General features: G+C 37.3%; 11 protein-coding genes. 7 read left to right on the forward strand and 4 right to left on the reverse strand.

Annotated elements, in window-relative coordinates; genetic code table 11:
- Positions 1-933: 933 nt before the first annotated feature.
- Positions 934-3,576, forward strand: coding sequence for an alanine--tRNA ligase (gene alaS, locus RMZ41_RS21825; RefSeq protein ID WP_322641295.1), 2,643 nt, complete (start codon positions 934-936; stop codon positions 3,574-3,576).
- A 257-nt stretch (positions 3,577-3,833) separates the two neighbouring features.
- On the opposite strand, the gene RMZ41_RS21830 is transcribed toward alaS, so the two are convergent.
- From RMZ41_RS21830 to RMZ41_RS21845, 4 genes are all read right to left on the reverse strand, one after another.
- Complete coding sequence (locus RMZ41_RS21830) at positions 3,834-4,328, reverse strand: ureidoglycolate lyase (protein ID WP_322641296.1); 495 nt, start codon at positions 4,326-4,328, stop codon at positions 3,834-3,836.
- A gap of 96 nt (positions 4,329-4,424) precedes the next feature.
- Complete coding sequence (locus tag RMZ41_RS21835) at positions 4,425-5,444, reverse strand: RNA polymerase sigma factor, RpoD/SigA family (protein ID WP_322641297.1); 1,020 nt, start codon at positions 5,442-5,444, stop codon at positions 4,425-4,427.
- Positions 5,445-6,302: 858 nt separating this feature from the next.
- Positions 6,303-6,497 (reverse strand): hypothetical protein, encoded by a 195-nt coding sequence (locus RMZ41_RS21840; protein ID WP_322641298.1) that lies wholly within the window; start codon positions 6,495-6,497, stop codon positions 6,303-6,305.
- Between the two features lie 71 nt (positions 6,498-6,568).
- The gene (locus RMZ41_RS21845; protein WP_322641299.1) at positions 6,569-6,985 is read right to left on the reverse strand and encodes a hypothetical protein; all 417 of its coding nucleotides are present in this window, start codon (positions 6,983-6,985) and stop codon (positions 6,569-6,571) included.
- A gap of 1,407 nt (positions 6,986-8,392) precedes the next feature.
- Between RMZ41_RS21845 and RMZ41_RS21850 the strand changes: the two genes are divergently transcribed.
- The 6 genes from RMZ41_RS21850 (at position 8,393) to RMZ41_RS21875 (ending at position 16,568) form a co-directional block, all read left to right on the forward strand.
- Positions 8,393-10,597: a polysaccharide biosynthesis tyrosine autokinase gene (locus RMZ41_RS21850; RefSeq protein ID WP_322641300.1), complete on the forward strand. Its 2,205-nt coding sequence runs from the start codon at positions 8,393-8,395 to the stop codon at positions 10,595-10,597.
- A gap of 52 nt (positions 10,598-10,649) precedes the next feature.
- On the forward strand, positions 10,650-11,606 hold the full coding sequence (locus RMZ41_RS21855) for a glycosyltransferase family A protein (protein ID WP_322641301.1): 957 nt from the start codon (positions 10,650-10,652) through the stop codon (positions 11,604-11,606).
- 103 nt (positions 11,607-11,709) lie between these two features.
- Positions 11,710-13,032 carry a flippase gene (locus tag RMZ41_RS21860; protein ID WP_322641302.1) on the forward strand — a complete coding sequence of 441 codons (1,323 nt, stop codon included), beginning with the start codon at positions 11,710-11,712 and terminating at the stop codon, positions 13,030-13,032.
- A gap of 51 nt (positions 13,033-13,083) precedes the next feature.
- A complete protein-coding gene (locus RMZ41_RS21865) occupies positions 13,084-14,010 on the forward strand; it encodes a glycosyltransferase family 2 protein (protein ID WP_322641303.1) in 927 nt (308 codons plus the stop codon).
- A gap of 19 nt (positions 14,011-14,029) precedes the next feature.
- Positions 14,030-15,316, forward strand: a complete 1,287-nt coding sequence (locus RMZ41_RS21870) for an O-antigen ligase (RefSeq protein ID WP_322641304.1) — start codon at positions 14,030-14,032, stop codon at positions 15,314-15,316.
- Complete coding sequence (locus tag RMZ41_RS21875) at positions 15,297-16,568, forward strand: glycosyltransferase family 4 protein (protein WP_322641305.1); 1,272 nt, start codon at positions 15,297-15,299, stop codon at positions 16,566-16,568. The genes RMZ41_RS21870 and RMZ41_RS21875 overlap by 20 nt, the downstream gene beginning before the upstream one ends.
- Positions 16,569-16,591: the final 23 nt, after the last annotated feature.

A 16,591-nucleotide genomic window follows, 5' to 3' on the forward strand; every position in this document is an offset into this window, starting at 1 on the left:
CTGCTTTCTTAAGTATTGTTTTACTGATGAAAATATCAAAATAAATAGTTCGTAATAACATTCATATTCCATTACAAAAATTATTTCTGTGTAGAAAAATAAATAAATTATAAAGTTTTTTACTTCAACGATTTAATTTAGATTTTCATCGTTGAAGTAAAAGTTTTCTTTTCCATAGGTTACTTCCACCTTTTTCTTTATAAGCTAGGCTTTGATCAAGTTATTAAGGTAGGAGTGTAATCGCAAAGGGAATCTAAATTAAATAGGCAGGAAAGCTCCCTGCTGCTATATGGACAGGAGCTTTATAGTGCTAAGAAAATCTACAATTGCAGAGCAAATTTATCGGGTAAAATATCCCCGATTTAAGTAAGGTGTGAAACTTGAGTTCACAATATGTTGGCAGGCAGAATAAAATGTCTCTGCCTACGCGCTTTATCTGTGTTTACTTACTTAACTCACATTTTTTGGTTAATTGGTTGCAACATCATAAATTTAGAAAACAAAGCTAAATAAAATGCTTAATGTTAAAACCTGCCCCTAATGTGGGTAAATTGGTTCGATTCCGCCTAGAGAAAGGGCCTTAACTCCGACATCCACCTTGGACTCAGGTTCCATGACGTGGATGGATTCGGTAATTATTTCTGCACATCCCTCACAAGCAATATTTGATACTTTCAGTTTTAGTGCCATTTGCTACCCTAGTATGGGAATTTTAAAGTATTTCTTAATAATTAATTTTAAAGATCAAAATGCGAGCGCGCATCCTGTCAGAGCTAGATAATGCTCTAAAACCATCCTAATAACTGCACATAGCTCCCGATGGGCATAATTTGCTGGCGGTAATATGAAACAAAATGCAAGAATATATAAAGCTATTGATGAAAATACACTTACCTAGTACCGCTACGCCCAAGTCTAAAGTTAAAAACACCTATGTCTTCAAATCCCCAGTACCTAAGCGGTAACGAAATTCGCAACATATTCCTCAACTTCTTTGCCCAACGGAGTCACCAAATCCTCCCAAGTGCCTCTCTCGTGCCAGAAGATCCAACCGTACTGCTAACGATCGCGGGGATGCTACCATTTAAGCCGATATTCTTGGGGCAGCGCACACCAGAATTTAAGCGGGCTACGACTTCGCAAAAGTGTATCCGTACCAACGACATTGAAAATGTCGGACGCACTAAACGGCATCATACGTTTTTTGAGATGCTGGGTAATTTCAGCTTTGGTGATTATTTTAAAGAACAAGCGATCGCTTGGGGTTGGGAAATCTCTACACAAGTCTTTGGCTTTTCTCCCCAAAATCTGGTTGTCAGCGTTTTTGAAGATGATGATGAAGCCTTTGCTATCTGGCGCGATCAAATCGGTGTGCCGGTAGCGAGAATTAAACGCTTGGGCGAAGATGATAATTTTTGGGTATCTGGCCCGACTGGCCCTTGTGGCCCTTGTTCAGAAATATATTACGACTTCCACCCAGAACGCGGTGACGAAAATATCGATTTAGAAGACGATTCCCGGTTTATTGAGTTTTACAATCTCGTGTTTATGCAATATAACCGGGATGCATCAGGCAATTTAACGCCACTGCAAAACAAAAACATTGATACTGGCATGGGTTTGGAGAGAATGGCGCAAATTCTCCAGAAAGTGCCCAATAACTACGAAACTGACTTAATTTTCCCAATTATTCAAACAGCCGCTCAAATTGCTGGTATTGACTACCACAGCAGCGATGAGAAAACCAAAGTCTCCTTAAAAGTTATTGGCGATCACGTTCGTTCTGTTGTCCACATGATCGCTGATGAAATTCGCGCTTCCAACGTCGGAAGGGGTTATGTGTTACGGCGATTAATTCGGCGGGTAGTGCGTCATGGGCGATTAATTGGAATTTCTGGCGAATTTACTACCCAAGTTGCCGAAACTGCGATCGCTCTTTCGGAATCAGCTTACCCCAATGTGCGCCAACGAGAAGCAGCAATTAAAGCTGAGTTGCAACGGGAAGAATCGAATTTCCTCAGAACTCTCGATAGAGGTGAAAAACTCCTAGAAGAAATCATCCAAGAGGTGAAACAGCGAGGAAACACTCAAATTAGCGGTGAAAGTGCATTTACTCTTTACGATACCCACGGTTTCCCCTTTGAACTTACTCAAGAAATTGCTGAGGAAAACAACTTAACAGTTGATGTTGATGGATTCCAGAAAGCAATGGAAATCCAACAACAAGGAGGTAGAGGCGCACATGAAACCATCGATTTAACTGTGCAAGGTTCCCTCGATAAATTAGCAGAACACGTTAAAGTTACCGAGTTTTTAGGCTACACCCAACCAACAGCGACGGCAAAAGTCGAAGCGATTTTGGTAGAAGGTGTTTCTCAAGAGGAAGCAGAAGCGGGGACACAGGTACAAATTGTTCTTGACAAAACGCCATTTTATGCTGAGTCTGGGGGACAAATCGGCGATCGCGGTTATATCTCTGGTGATGGGATTGTTGTTCGGGTTGAAGACGTTAAAAAAGAATCTGATTTCTTTGTTCACTTCGGACGCATCGAACGCGGTACACTGCGCGTAGGCGATCGCGTCACAGCCCAAATCGATCCGGCTTGTCGTCGTCGCGCCCAAGCTAACCATACCGCAACGCACCTGTTACAAGCGGCTTTAAAAAAAATCGTTGATGATGGCATATCTCAAGCTGGTTCCTTGGTTTCCTTTGACAGGTTGCGCTTTGACTTCAACTGTCCCCGCGCGTTGACAGCAGAAGAAGTTCAACAAATTGAAGAACAGGTGAACGCTTGGATTGCTGAAGCCCACGCTGCACAAGTGGAAGTATTACCTTTAGCAGAGGCTAAAGCTAAGGGTGCTGTTGCTATGTTCGGTGAAAAATACGGTGACGAAGTGCGGGTAATTGACTTCCCCAATGTATCAATGGAACTGTGCGGTGGAACTCATGTTAGCAATACGGCTGAGATTGGCGTGTTCAAGATTATTTCTGAAGCTGGTGTGGCTTCTGGGGTGCGGCGCATTGAAGCTGTTTCGGGGCCGGCAATACTAGATTATCTCAATCTTCGGGATAAAGTAGTTAAAGATTTGAGCGATCGCTTTAAAGTTAAGCCTGAAGAATTACCAGACAGAATTACAAGTCTGCAAAGCGAACTCAGAACTAGCCAGAAGGAATTGGAAACCTTGAAGGTACAGTTAGCGATCGCTAAATCTGACAGCTTACTGCAAACAGCCGAAACTGTAGGCGATCATAAAATTATCATCGCCCAATTAGAAGATGTCGATCCAGAATCATTAAAAACCGCAGCCGAACGCCTACTGCAAAAAATCGGTAACGGTGCAGTAGTGCTGGGTTCTGTTCCCGAAGCCGATAAAGTGAGCATAGTTGCAGCTTTTAGTCAAGAGGTTAACAAAAAAGGTTTGCAAGCTGGTAAATTTGTCGGTGCGATCGCTAAAATCTGCGGTGGTGGCGGCGGTGGAAGACCGAACTTAGCTCAAGCCGGCGGACGCGATGCGAGTAAATTACCAGATGCATTGGCACAAGCGGAAAGTGATTTAAAATCGGCATTGGGTTAAAACTCTTTGTTACAGCATCTGTCCTAATAGTCTATCAATAAATAATTGATGGATAAATTCCCTATAGAGACGGCTATTTATCGAGTCTCTCTAACTGCCAAAAGACTATTAGGGGCAATTCATGAATCGCCCCTACAAAAAATTAAGGCTTTCACTGCCTTTCTGCGTAAGTCCTGAACATTCCAAAACAGACGCAAAAATCCTCTCTATTTCTCTTCTCTCTGTGTTCTCTGCGCCTCTGTGGTTCGTTAATTTCCTTAAACCATCTCAAATTCTAATTGATCGCTCTTAAAAAAGTCATGAGTGAAATGATCCACCACATTAGTATCAGCTAATTCCAAATTATAAAAATCCACAGCTTCATGGTCAAAATGGGGGCCAGCGTGCCAAGTCCCCTCATGTAGCTTGATAAAACAATTCCCCGGAATCCGAAAAGCAGCAATCTCTTCTAATGCTGGTTCGTTCACATCATTATCAGGAGGACAAACAGCAATTAACCAATCCTTCCCTTCCAAAGAACCTAAACATTGAGTGCATTGCTGATGGCGAGTAATTTTATGAAACTTTCGCCCTCTCTTCTCCAACCGCATAATATAAAATCGTGGAATCCCATTTTGCAGGTTTAACCGGGCATCTTCCGAATCGTAACCTTTACCATCAAGACTTGGGAAAACCACCTGTCCATAACGCTGAAAGTTCTCAGAATTCACCCATTGCGCTTGCAATTGTTGCACTGTCTTTGATGTGCCCATATCAAATCTTTGATAGAGATTACTTAGGTTTATTTTCTCCCAAAATGACCGAATTTTATACATACAGTCATTATGGTGAATTGGGAAAAAATAACCTTAACTAGCTAGATAACTCCTTACTTGCTCCTTTTGTCGTCGCAGAAGACTAAGAGCTTTTTGCTCAATCTGACGTACCCGTTCTCGACTAATACCCATGCGATCGCCAATTTGTGCTAAAGAAAGTTCATAGCCATCAGTCAGACCAAAGCGCAGGGTTAATATTTCTCGCTGTTGCGGAGACAACTTTGCCAACAAATCATGTAAATCTTGGTGGAGAGATTCTTCAACAGCATAGTCTTCAGGAGAAGGGCCATCATCTTCCAGAATATCCTGTAATTCTGTATCTTGTTGTTCGCCAACTCGCGCTTCTAGCGAGAAAGGTTGACGCGCCAAATATAAACACTCTCTAACTTGGCTAGGTGTCAAAGATAATGCATTCGCAATTTCAGCAGTAGTTGGAACCCGACCTAGCTGCTGAGATAATTCTCGCTGTACCCGTTTAATTTTATTCAGTTTCTCAAAAACATGGATCGGTAAGCGAATTGTCCGTCCTTGTTGAGCGATCGCTCGCGTGATTCCTTGACGAATCCACCAGTAAGCGTAAGTAGAAAACTTATAGCCAAGAGCAGGATCAAATTTATCCACCCCTCGCTCTAAGCCCAAAGTCCCTTCTTGAATTAGATCCATAAATTCCAGATTGCGGTGCTGGTATTTCTTAGCCACTGCTACCACCAACCGGAGATTAGCTTGAATCATTTTTTGCTTGGCTTGGTGTCCTTGATTTAGCTGTTGCTCTAGTACCTCAACACCTAACTCCGCCCCATTTGCCCATTCTTGAAGCGTGGGTTCGTGGTTTAATTTAACAGCCAATTCTTCTTTAACAGCTAACAAATTCATCATTAGCTGCACTTGTTGGGCAAAAATAACCTCTTGTTCACGAGTCAACAAATCTACACGCCCGATCTCTTGCAGATAACTACGCACAATATCATCTGTAGATCGAGGTTTTTTATCTGCGGCTAAACTTTTTTTCTTCGTTTTTTGAACTTCGGTAGGTGGAGATGTTAAGTTGCTCATGGTTATTTGCTCCTCTGTAACCTCATCAATTTAGTGGTATCAAGTCTAGATATTAAGACCTATAGCCATTTCACACTGCTAATCAATTAGCAATACTGATGAATTCTGGTCTATGATACATTACAAGTCAATTGTTGGAGATAATAAACCCAAAATCAACCCACCCCATAATACTAACATTATCACCAGTCACAAATCAATTCCCCAGAGTATTATCACTATATCATTTAAAAAAAATCACACCTATTTTTTGTTAAAAGTCGCATATTTTTAGACACAATTATCTTTAGTTAAATTATCTACTTTAGTTATCGAAAAAATGAAATATTTACCAAGGCAACTATTTTATAATCTAAGTTGCTAACAGCCAATACAAATATAATTTAGAACTATTAAATTATCCAAATAAAATTTTAATACCCTGCTTTTACTTCAATATACTTTTAATCAAGTAGAATTAATTCAAGATAAAATATCTATTTTTACCTATATTTTTTATTAGAGAATCAAGTAGGGTACATAGCGAGCAATCGTTGAAGCTCAAAGAAAGGATTTCTCCCAATCAAAAACAGCTTTCTTCACGAGTTCGGTTAAATACTTGTATTCAGGATTAGGATGATGAAAACCCATGTATCTGTGACAATTGTACTTGTGTCATACTGCACGCAGACATCTACATTGAATACAGTATTATTAATTTGATTGCTTGTAAACATTTTTTAACCTACAAATGGTAACAACAGTTACATTAGCATCAAGGATCGTACTTAACTAGACAGTAACAACTGCGATCGCTAAAGCACATACAGATGTGCGTCCATGAAAATAACAAGGTTCAAGAGTTACGTACATTCATTTTCAAAAAGTCGAAAACTTTGCCTTGAATCTATTTGCATCAGCCTCAGTATGGTGTTTTTCTAGTACTTGCGTGTACCCTTGAGCTACTATCTCTTGGACATCTACGATTACACAGCCTACTGGTAGATTTGCTAAACATTCCGGCAAAGCTTTTCTACTTTGGGCTAAAGCAGCCAGCACAAACATTTTTTCCATGTTTTAGCGTAAATTCTCTAGATAAATTACATTAGCAAAAATTAGTTATCTTTAGAAAAAAAATGCCTATATCAAAATTTAGTAACTGTCACACTAATACCAGAATCGAGTTTAGGAACTTTAAGATACTCAATTGGCTCACTACTTTGAGAACTTGGAGTATTTGTTGGCTTCTGACATTCCTTAAAGAAAGCACCGGGATTATTGATGAATTCAAGCGGGTTAATCTTTTGGCATCCTTGCTCCTGTACTAACGAAATTGATTCAGCAGTTTGTTGAGAATTATTAGTCTGTCCCGTAAAATTGCTCCATGTAGTGGTAATTGTCGCTGGTTCCGTCAATAAAACTCCAGCCTGATTGCGATCGTGAAACCGCTCCTTCAGAGTATCGGCTGATGTTATCGGAACATTTTCTTGGTTAGCATAGACACTCTCATGAAAAATGATTGCGCTAATCATAAAGAATAAGGTGATAGAAAATGATTTCATAATTCAATCTTTCAACACTTAATGTCACTTCAAAAACTACAATTTGCTAGATAAGGCAACCAAAAAATAGCAGCGTAGTTTGGGTACTTCAGGTTAACACAAGTTATAAGAAATATAGCTAAACTTAATTAAAAGTATAGCAAACTCAAGCCAGATGGCGACTTTAGTCTGGGAGAAGGCAGTTAAGCAATCCATACTCTAAGCATGTCGGAATTTAATACTCACTTGTTATCTCCTTGCCAAATACCCGTATTTATTAATACCTTTATGTAGTGTTACTTAGAAAAAAACCTGTAAAAATTTATTGTTGATACAAAACAATATGCAGAGAGAAGTTCAAGTGTTGAGTTCCAGCACCAGAATTTCACAAAGAGCGAAGGGAAGGGGATCGTAGCTCAGTTTATCTTTCTTTACATAATTTGGTTTTATTGTCCCAACTTACTTACTAGCCGTTTATCTATCCTGCGTGTTACTATACGCTTACATAGATAGCACAACATATATAGTGTCATAAAGTTTTGGAAGGAGTATTTTGTGTATATTGCCAAATAAAAACAAGCCAATTGCAAGTTTAAGGGTAAACCTAGAATACGGGATATAAACCCAAGAATTGGAACTTTACTGGATTAAAAATTTATACTGCAACCGATATCAGAAAAAATCTTTAACCAGTCTTAGAAAATTAAACTGAGTACAAGCTATTACAACCTTGACACTCAAATCACATAACTTTATAACCTTAGTATTTTCAGTACCTATCATTTCCAAAATTTATCATTATTTAGATAAAAAACTAATTCTTTCTGAAAGCTTTTAAACTTATATAGATATTCATCCAGTCTTTAAAGGTGGCTGCTTTTACTCTAAAAATTATATCTATGAACTAATTAAATTATTTAGACGGCAGGCAGCACAATTGCTATATTCCTTACTCTTAAGGTAGTAATTCCTCTTGCTTTTTCAAGGTTAATGAACGGGTAGCAAATCTACTAGCAAGTTGTATGAATTTTTTGTAAAGTTATGCAATTCAGTGTTCTCACATAATATGATGTTGATTGTTATATTACTAACGAATGTTTGCATCAGTACTAACAAAAAGTTAAAATTTGCAAAAAAAGCAAAGTTAACAAAAAATCGAAAGTGAATAAATCAGAAGAAACTTGTGAGTTATTCTTTTTTACGATCATGATAATATCAAGCAACTTGACTAAAAATTCGGCTGCTCAATTTATATAGGTTAGTCCATTGCTTTTTGAACAACCTTAATCAAAGGACGTTAGTTGACAATTAATGCAACTTAAGTATTGCTATCTCCATTAGATTAAAGTCCTGCTCACCAATAAAATACTGAAAAATAGAAATATTTTCTGTAAGTAAATAAACTTTTTTATTGAATCTGTATATATTATGGCAATGGAATCTTTACCACAATTTGAAGAAGTAAATATTCAGAAATACTTAGAAGTTGTTCAACGGCGTTGGCTACCTCTAGTCGGAATCTTTAGTATCGCTGTTACTCTTGGATGCTTGTATGCATTTTCGCTAAAACCCTTCTACAAAGCAGAAGGGAGTTTGATGATTAAAACAAATCGATCTTCCTCACTAACAGGCTTACCCGAAGATATAGGACGACTGGAAGCTTTGAATATCAATGACAATCCTCTGGAAACTCAAGTGAGAGTTATTGGCTCAAATCCAGTGATTGACAAAACAATTAAATCCCTCAACCTCAAAGATAATAAAGGTAAATCGCTATCGATTCGTGACTTGGCAAGCCAACTAAAAATAGAAGGAATTAAAGGCACTGATGTTGTACAAATTTCTTATAAAGGTAGTAATCCTGAATTAGCTGCTAAAATCGTCAATGAAGTTATCAAAAATTATATCGATTTAAATATCCAGGCTAATCAGGATGAAGCACGGACAGCCAAAGGGGTTCTCGTAACAGAAGTACCCAAAGCCGAGGAAGTTGTCAGAAGAGCCGAATCAAAACTGCGGGTATTTAAAGAACAGAATAAAGTTGTTGTTTTGGGACAAGAAGCAGCCGCAGCAGTTGATACAATATCTAAGCTAGGAAACCAAATTTCTCAAGCTCAAGCTCAACTAGATGATGTCAAAGGTCGTTTAGAACAGTTAGGTAGTGAAGCTCAGTTAGATTCACGTCAAGGTGTAATCGCATCTGACTTGAGCCAAGCACCTGGAGTTCAGAAAGTGCTTATCCAACTTCAAGAAACAGAAAGTCAACTAGCAATAGAACGGACTCGTTTTTCCCCTGAACACCCTACAATTACTAACTTAGAAGATAAAGTTGTAGCTCTTAAGAATTTACTAAAAGAGCGGACAGGACAAGTCGCTGGGAAAGCACCAGTATCAGAAGGAAGTTTACAGATTGGACAACTACGCCAAAACTTAATTGCAGATATTACTCGCGCTCAAGCAGAACGTGTTGGTCTAGAAAGACAAATATCTACCCTTCTGCGACAGCAAGATGCTTACATCAAACGAGCAAATAATTTACCAAGACTAGAACAGACTCAACGAGAGCTAGAACGGAAACTGCAAGCGGCTCAAACAACTTACGAAACACTCTTAAAGAAACGCCAAGAAATTGATATTGTACAGAACCAAAAAATTCCTAATGCTCGTGTCATTTCTTTAGCTTTAGTCCCTGATAAAGCAGAAGGGCCTCGCAAAATCCTGTTTCTTGTTGGTGGAGGAGCAGTTGGTCTTTTCTTGGGTATCATTGTTGCCTTTAGCTTAGACTTGATAGACCGTTCAGTGAAGACAGTTAAAGAGGCTAAAGAAGTCTTGAGATACACTGTTTTAGGAGTGATTCCTGCACAAAGTAAAAATAGTAAAACTCATTCTTCCATAGGAGGAATTGATAGACCTATTCCCAAAATTATTGGCAGAGATATTCCTTATTTTCCTCTTGGTAACGCCTACCAAATACTCCAAGTAAACTTAAAATTTCTCTGTTCTGATAAACCGCTCAAAAGCATTGTAATCACAAGTTCCGTTGCCAAAGAAGGAAAGTCTGACGTATCTGCAAATTTAGCTGTGACTATGGCTCAAGCGGGTCGTCGAGTCTTGTTGGTGGATGCAGATATGCGTAATCCCATACAGCATCATATCTGGGGACTCAACAATACAGTTGGACTAAGTAATGTAGTCGTTGGGCAAGTTTCTTTAGATACGGTTACTCAAGAAGTGATGCCTAATCTAGAAGTTTTAACATCTGGAGTTTTGCCCCCCAATCCAGTAGCACTACTAGATTCTCAACGGATGGCAACATTGATAAGTAACTTTGGCAGGGATTACGATCTAGTTATTTTTGATACGCCACCTTTGTCAGGAATAGCAGATGCCGCTGTTTTAAGCACACTAACTGACGGTATCCTATTGGTCGTTCGTCCTGGAGTCGTTGATTTGAACAGTGCCAATTCAGCTAAAGAATTTTTAAATCAGTCAGGTCAAAAGGTATTAGGGATAGTTATTAATGGTGTAAATATTAAAAATGAGTCTCATAATTATTTACCTGAAAGCAAAAAGCCACAAATTGAACAAGATTTAGTATCTAGCAGTTTAACAAAATTTTCCAAAGATCGTTAATCGTAATAAATGGCAAAGTTGAATTTTTATTCTGGAGGCATTTTGATTTTATATGGATAAAAACAAAATAAGAACATCTTGTTTAATTAATAACTACAATTACGCTGAATTTATTTCAGAGGCAATTGATAGTGCTTTAAATCAAACGGTTAAATTTGATGAAATTATTGTTGTTGATGACGCATCCACAGATAACTCTGCGGAACTTATCGCTAAATTTACTCAAGCAGATAATATTAAATGTATCTTCAAAGAAAAAAATCAAGGACAATTATCATCCTTTAACGAAGGTTTTTTAGCCGCCACTGGAGAAATTTTATTTTTTTTAGATGCTGATGATATTTACGAACCTCAATATTTAGAAACTGCCCTAAGTTTTTATAAGAGACGTAGTGAATGTGACTTCCTCTTTTGTGCATATAAGAAATTTGGGGCAATAGAAGGAATATTTCAAACTGATAGAGTTGATGTAGATTTGGGTTATTCAGTAATCAGAACTTTATGCAATGGTGAATGGATTGGTTCAATAACTTCAACATTGTCAATGCGTCGAGAAATAATCAGTAAATTTTTACCTATTCCAAATACAGAAGATTGGCGTGTAAGGGCTGATGACTGTCTGGTATGGGGAGCCTCTTTGGTAGGGGCTAAAAAGTTTTATATGTCTAGTCCTTTAGTGATGTACAGAATACATCAAAATAATCATTATCATAATAAGAAATTTTTAGATATAGACAAAAACTATGAATACAAAAGATTTTTGAAACGAAATTCTTTATTTAATTACATCATTCAAAAGAATTATTTTAGTTTACCATTATTGTTGGCATTTAAATCTCTTGATGAGCTAAAAACAATACCATGCCCAAAAGTTCCAGATTTTATTTCATATTTAAAAATAATATTTTTATTCGAACGTAGTTTTTATTGGAAAACAAAGGGCATTATTTTATTATTTAACTACTTTTTAAAAACTTTTATAGCTGGCAAACTAAAAAATGTTAGCTAATGATTTTAGAAAATCTGGACTAAATTAATCAAAATAGATTAGTTTAGTAAACTAGCAAAAAATTGCATATTGATGGAGAGTTTCACATGGTTAAGAAAGGATAATGCTAAGTAAATTAAATTTTAAAAGCTTATCACAATTAAAATCTCGTTCTGGGCTGCGGGCAATTATTGCCAATACAGGTTGGTTGTTTGCTGACCGTATTCTTCGTATGGGTGCAAGCTTGGTAGTAGGAGTATGGGTAGCACGCTATTTAGGAGTACAGCAGTATGGTCTTTTTAACTATGTTTTAGCCTTTGTTAGCTTATTTAGTCCGATTTTTACTCTCGGACTAGACGACGTAGTAATTCGCCATATTGTCCGTCAATCATCAAACAAAGAGGAAATTTTAGGAACCACTTTTTGGTTAAAGTTTCTAGGTGGAATTGCTTCTGTCTTATTAGCGGTTGGTAGTATGTTCTTCTTAGGTGAGCATGAAACACTGAAAATATGGCTAGTTGCAATTTTAGGAATGGCAGGAATTTTCAGGGCGGCTGATACCATAGAACTGTGGTTTCAATCACAGGTGCAATCGAAATACAGTGTAATCGCTAAGAATATAGCCTTTCTGCTCAATACTATTATCAAAATAGGACTAATTTTAACAAAAGCACCATTGTTAGCTTTTGCTTGGGTAACATTAGCAGAATTTGTCATGAGCGCAATCGGCTTGCTGATTGTTTACCAAATCAGAGGAGCTTCGATATTGTTATGGCGTTGGAGTTTTAATGCTGCTAAAACTCTTTTAAAAGAGAGTTTACCTCTCATTTTTTCGGGGTTCGCCATCATGATTTTTATGAGAATCGATCAGGTAATGTTAGGTCAAATGATCGGAGATAGCGAAGTTGGAATTTATTCTGCTGCTGTCAGAGTTTCTGAAATTTGGTATTTTATTCCGGCCGCCATTGTCTCTTCAGTAGCTCCTTCAATTTACGCAGCTAAGGAAAAATCAGAAAGTCTTTATTATCAGCGTATAGGACAATTACTACGTCTCCTGACATGTATATCTTTTGCAATTGCTCTGCCAATGACATTTTTATCTGACAAGATAATTATGCTGATGTTTGGAAGTGGATATGCAGAAGCAGGCCCAATATTAGCAGTTCATATTTGGACTTCTTTGTTTGTATTTATGGGTCTTGCGACATCACCGTGGTTTATCGCTGAAAGTTTGAACCATGTTTCTTTAGGAAAAACTTTATTTGGGGCAATACTAAATATTATTCTTAATTTCTTGTTTATTCCTAAATATGGAGGTTTTGGGGCTGCGATCGCAACCATAATATCTCAAGCTTCTGCTGCTTTTATATGCAATGCATTTGATAAAAGAACACAAAAAATATTTAACATTCAGGTGCGATCGCTACTTCTTTTTTATAAAGTTTAATTGTTATCTTTAACCTTTGTCTCCCAATGAAATTAGCCAAATTAATCAAAAATGCAAACACCAGTAACTCTTATTATTTTTAATCGGTTACAAAAAACAGAGAAAGTTTTTCAAGCTATTCGCCAAGCCAAGCCAAAAAAACTTTTTGTCATTGCAGATGGCCCCCGTAGCCACCGTGAAGGTGAGGCGGAAAAATGCGAAGAAACTAGGGCAATTATTGAAAAAGTTGATTGGGGATGTGAAGTTATTAAGAACTATTCTGATATCAACTTAGGTTGCGCGAAACGAGTATCTAGTGGCTTAGATTGGGTATTTAATAATGTTGAAGAGACAATTATCTTAGAAGATGATTGTATTCCTCACCCGACTTTTTTCAGATTTAGTGAAGAATTACTGGAAAAATATAGACATGATACTAGAATCGCTACGATATCTGCCCAAAATGTTCAATTTGGACGAAAACGCACAAATTACAGTTATTATTTTTCTCGCTATAACCACTGTTGGGGTTGGGCAAGTTGGAGGCGTGCTTGGCAACATTACGATTTGACTATCAAACTCTGGAAGGAAGTAGAAGCAGAAAACCTTTTACATGATATTCTTATCGATCCGAAAGCAGTAAACTATTGGCGACGAGTATTTCGGTCTGTTTATAACAATCCTACAGGTATAACCTGGGATTATCAATGGACATTTGCTTGCTGGATGCAGGGTAGTTTAAGCATTATTCCCAATGTTAATTTAATTTCTAATGTTGGTGTTGGTGCAGACGCGACTCATTTTAATTCTAAGCAAGAATTTTCATTTATTAACATGTCGATGGAAGCAATGGAATTTCCCTTAAAGCATCCACCATTTATTGTGAGAAATATAGAAGCAGATATTTTTACACAAAAAACCGTTTATAAAGCAACTGCATTAGATATTTTTAAAGAAGAATTGAAGAAAAAATTAAATTACTCAGCATTGAAAAAATAGTAACTAATCTAGGAAATTCATGACCAATGAAATGTCAGAAACTAAGGTAAAGTTAACAGAAAAAATATTAACTATCTTACTATTACTCATTACTGTAGGGGCATTGACCATACATCCTGCACAAGATATCTCTATATCTACTCTTGGAGGTGATAAGCTAGATACTATATTCAATATAGTTTCATATTTAATTCTATTTTATTTTCTACTTTTATACTGGAAAGGCTTTCTTTATGTAATTACTAGAAGCCCATTACAGTTTCTTTTATTAACAATAGTTGCATTTTCTATTTTGTGGTCAGGAGACTTAGGTTCAAGTCTTACTTATATGAGAGGTTTAATCAGACTATATTTTCTGGCAATCTATTTGGCAATGCGTTATTCTCTCCGCGAACAAATGAGACTAATCGCTTGGGCCCTTGGTGCATCTGCATTATTATCAATGCTATTTTCTGCATTTATACCTGGTTATATTCACAAATCGCCTGAATTAGTAGATATGTGGAGCGGAATCTATGGTCATAAAAATGAATTAGGATACATGATGGCTTGGAGTGCAGGAGTTTTTTTGCACCTTGCTCTTAGTAGCAATCGATATCGTTGGTTGATGTGGGGAATCTGTGGGATATCTGTATCTCTAATTATCCTTTCGCGTTCAACAACATCTTTAACAATTCTATTAACAATGATCTTACTTTTACCGATTTATAAATCTTTTCAAAAAACTAATTATAAATTACAAGTTATTATGATTACTTCAGCATTAATGTTACTAATTGTTGGTGTAACAATACTTGTTAACAATGCTGATACTGTCGTTGGTACTTCTGGGAAAGACCTTACCTTTAATGGACGTTCCGATCTCTGGGAGCTAGTGATGTCCAAGATTTGGGAAAGACCCTGGCTAGGTTATGGATTTTCTGGGTTTTGGACTAGTACTGATGCATCTAATTTAAGAGCTACTTATGATTGGGCAAGTAATGCCCACAATGGTTTTTTAGAACTATTGTTAGAATTAGGGTTTTTAGGTTTTTTGACTTTCGCGGCAGGGTTTATCCGGTTCTTTATAATGGCATTTACTCGAATTATTTCTATTGCTAAAAAACCTGAAGATTATTGGCCAATGCAGATGCTAATTATCATTGTAATAGTTAATTTTTCAGAAGCTAGGTTATTAACTCCCAGTTGGAATTGGTTAATGTATGTCACTACTTCGTTATCTTTGACTCTGGAATATCAACGAAATCATAAGAATATTTTAGTTAGTAATTACGCAGTGAAAGATAATGAAAGTTTTACATCTTAGTACTCAGGATATTGGTGGAGGTGCTGCAAGGGCTGCATATCGCTTGCACACAGGTTTGCAAGATATAGGGCTACAGTCACAAATGCTAGTTCAAGAAAAATCTAGTAATGATAAAACAGTAATTGCCCCGAAGCTTAGGCTATTTCAAGGCATTGCTAAAGCTAAAATCACATTTGAAAGCCTACCATTAAAGCTTTATCCTCAAAAGAAACCTACTCCATTTTTTATTCAATGGTTGCCAGATAGAGTTATCCCTAAAGTTGCCCAGATTAATCCAGATATAATCAACTTGCATTGGATTAGCGCAGCTTTCATACAAATAGAAACGTTACCTAAATTGAAGCGTCCTTTAGTTTGGACTCTCCATGATATGTGGGGTTTTACTGGAGGATGCCACGTTATTGGAGAATGCGATCGCTACAAAATATCTTGTGGAGCTTGCCCCCAACTCAACAGTAGTAATGAATGGGATTTATCCCGTTGGGTATGGCGGCGCAAAGTAAAAGCTTGGAAAAATCTTAACTTAACTCTGGTTTCCCCAAGTTCTTGGTTAGCAGAGTGCGCTCGTTCTAGTTCTTTGTTCCAGAATTTGCGAATCGAGGTGATTCCTCACGGATTAGATACCCAAAAATATCGACCTATTAATCAACATTTTGCACGAGAAACACTGAAGTTACCTCAAGATAAGAAGCTAATTCTCTTTGGAGCAATAGAAGCAACAAGCGATCGCAATAAAGGATTTCATTTGTTGCAGCCAGCTTTACAAGGATTGAGCAAATCTGGGGGTAACAAGGATTTTGAAGTAGTGATCTTTGGGGCATCTCAACCTGAAAATCCGCCTGATTTAGGATTCAAAACATACTATTTAGGGCATTTATATGATGATATCTCTTTAGCAACTGTTTACTCAGCAGCTGATGTGATGCTTGTACCGTCTCTGCAAGAATCTTTTGGACAAACAGCTTCTGAATCTCTTGCTTGCGGTACTCCAGTCGTTGCATTTAATTCTACTGGTTTAAAAGATATTGTCGATCATCAGGAAAACGGCTATTTAGCTAACCCTTATGAAGTTGACGATTTCGCCAAAGGAATTGCCTGGGTACTTGAAAATGAGCAGAGGTTAGAAAAATTGTCATTCTATGCTCGCAAAAAAGCAGAACAAGAATTTACTCTGGAACTCCAAGCACGTCGCTATTCAGCTTTGTTCCAGGAAATATTGATGATAACAAAGAAATCTTCATTTAGTAACTAACTTAGTAAATCAATACTTCATAA

Source organism: Nostoc sp. DedVER02 (assembly GCF_034530675.2).
GTDB lineage: Bacteria > Cyanobacteriota > Cyanobacteriia > Cyanobacteriales > Nostocaceae > Nostoc.

Excerpts from the sequence above, each read along its gene's own strand:
- alaS (WP_322641295.1), top strand. The coding sequence starts at position 934 with ATGTCTTCAAATCCCCAGTACCTAAGCGGTAACGAAATTCGCAACATA.
- RMZ41_RS21830 (WP_322641296.1), bottom strand. The coding sequence starts at position 4,328 with ATGGGCACATCAAAGACAGTGCAACAATTGCAAGCGCAATGGGTGAAT.
- RMZ41_RS21835 (WP_322641297.1), bottom strand. The coding sequence starts at position 5,444 with ATGAGCAACTTAACATCTCCACCTACCGAAGTTCAAAAAACGAAGAAA.
- RMZ41_RS21840 (WP_322641298.1), bottom strand. The coding sequence starts at position 6,497 with ATGGAAAAAATGTTTGTGCTGGCTGCTTTAGCCCAAAGTAGAAAAGCT.
- RMZ41_RS21845 (WP_322641299.1), bottom strand. The coding sequence starts at position 6,985 with ATGAAATCATTTTCTATCACCTTATTCTTTATGATTAGCGCAATCATT.
- RMZ41_RS21850 (WP_322641300.1), top strand. The coding sequence starts at position 8,393 with ATGGCAATGGAATCTTTACCACAATTTGAAGAAGTAAATATTCAGAAA.
- RMZ41_RS21855 (WP_322641301.1), top strand. The coding sequence starts at position 10,650 with ATGGATAAAAACAAAATAAGAACATCTTGTTTAATTAATAACTACAAT.
- RMZ41_RS21860 (WP_322641302.1), top strand. The coding sequence starts at position 11,710 with ATGCTAAGTAAATTAAATTTTAAAAGCTTATCACAATTAAAATCTCGT.
- RMZ41_RS21865 (WP_322641303.1), top strand. The coding sequence starts at position 13,084 with ATGCAAACACCAGTAACTCTTATTATTTTTAATCGGTTACAAAAAACA.
- RMZ41_RS21870 (WP_322641304.1), top strand. The coding sequence starts at position 14,030 with ATGACCAATGAAATGTCAGAAACTAAGGTAAAGTTAACAGAAAAAATA.
- RMZ41_RS21875 (WP_322641305.1), top strand. The coding sequence starts at position 15,297 with ATGAAAGTTTTACATCTTAGTACTCAGGATATTGGTGGAGGTGCTGCA.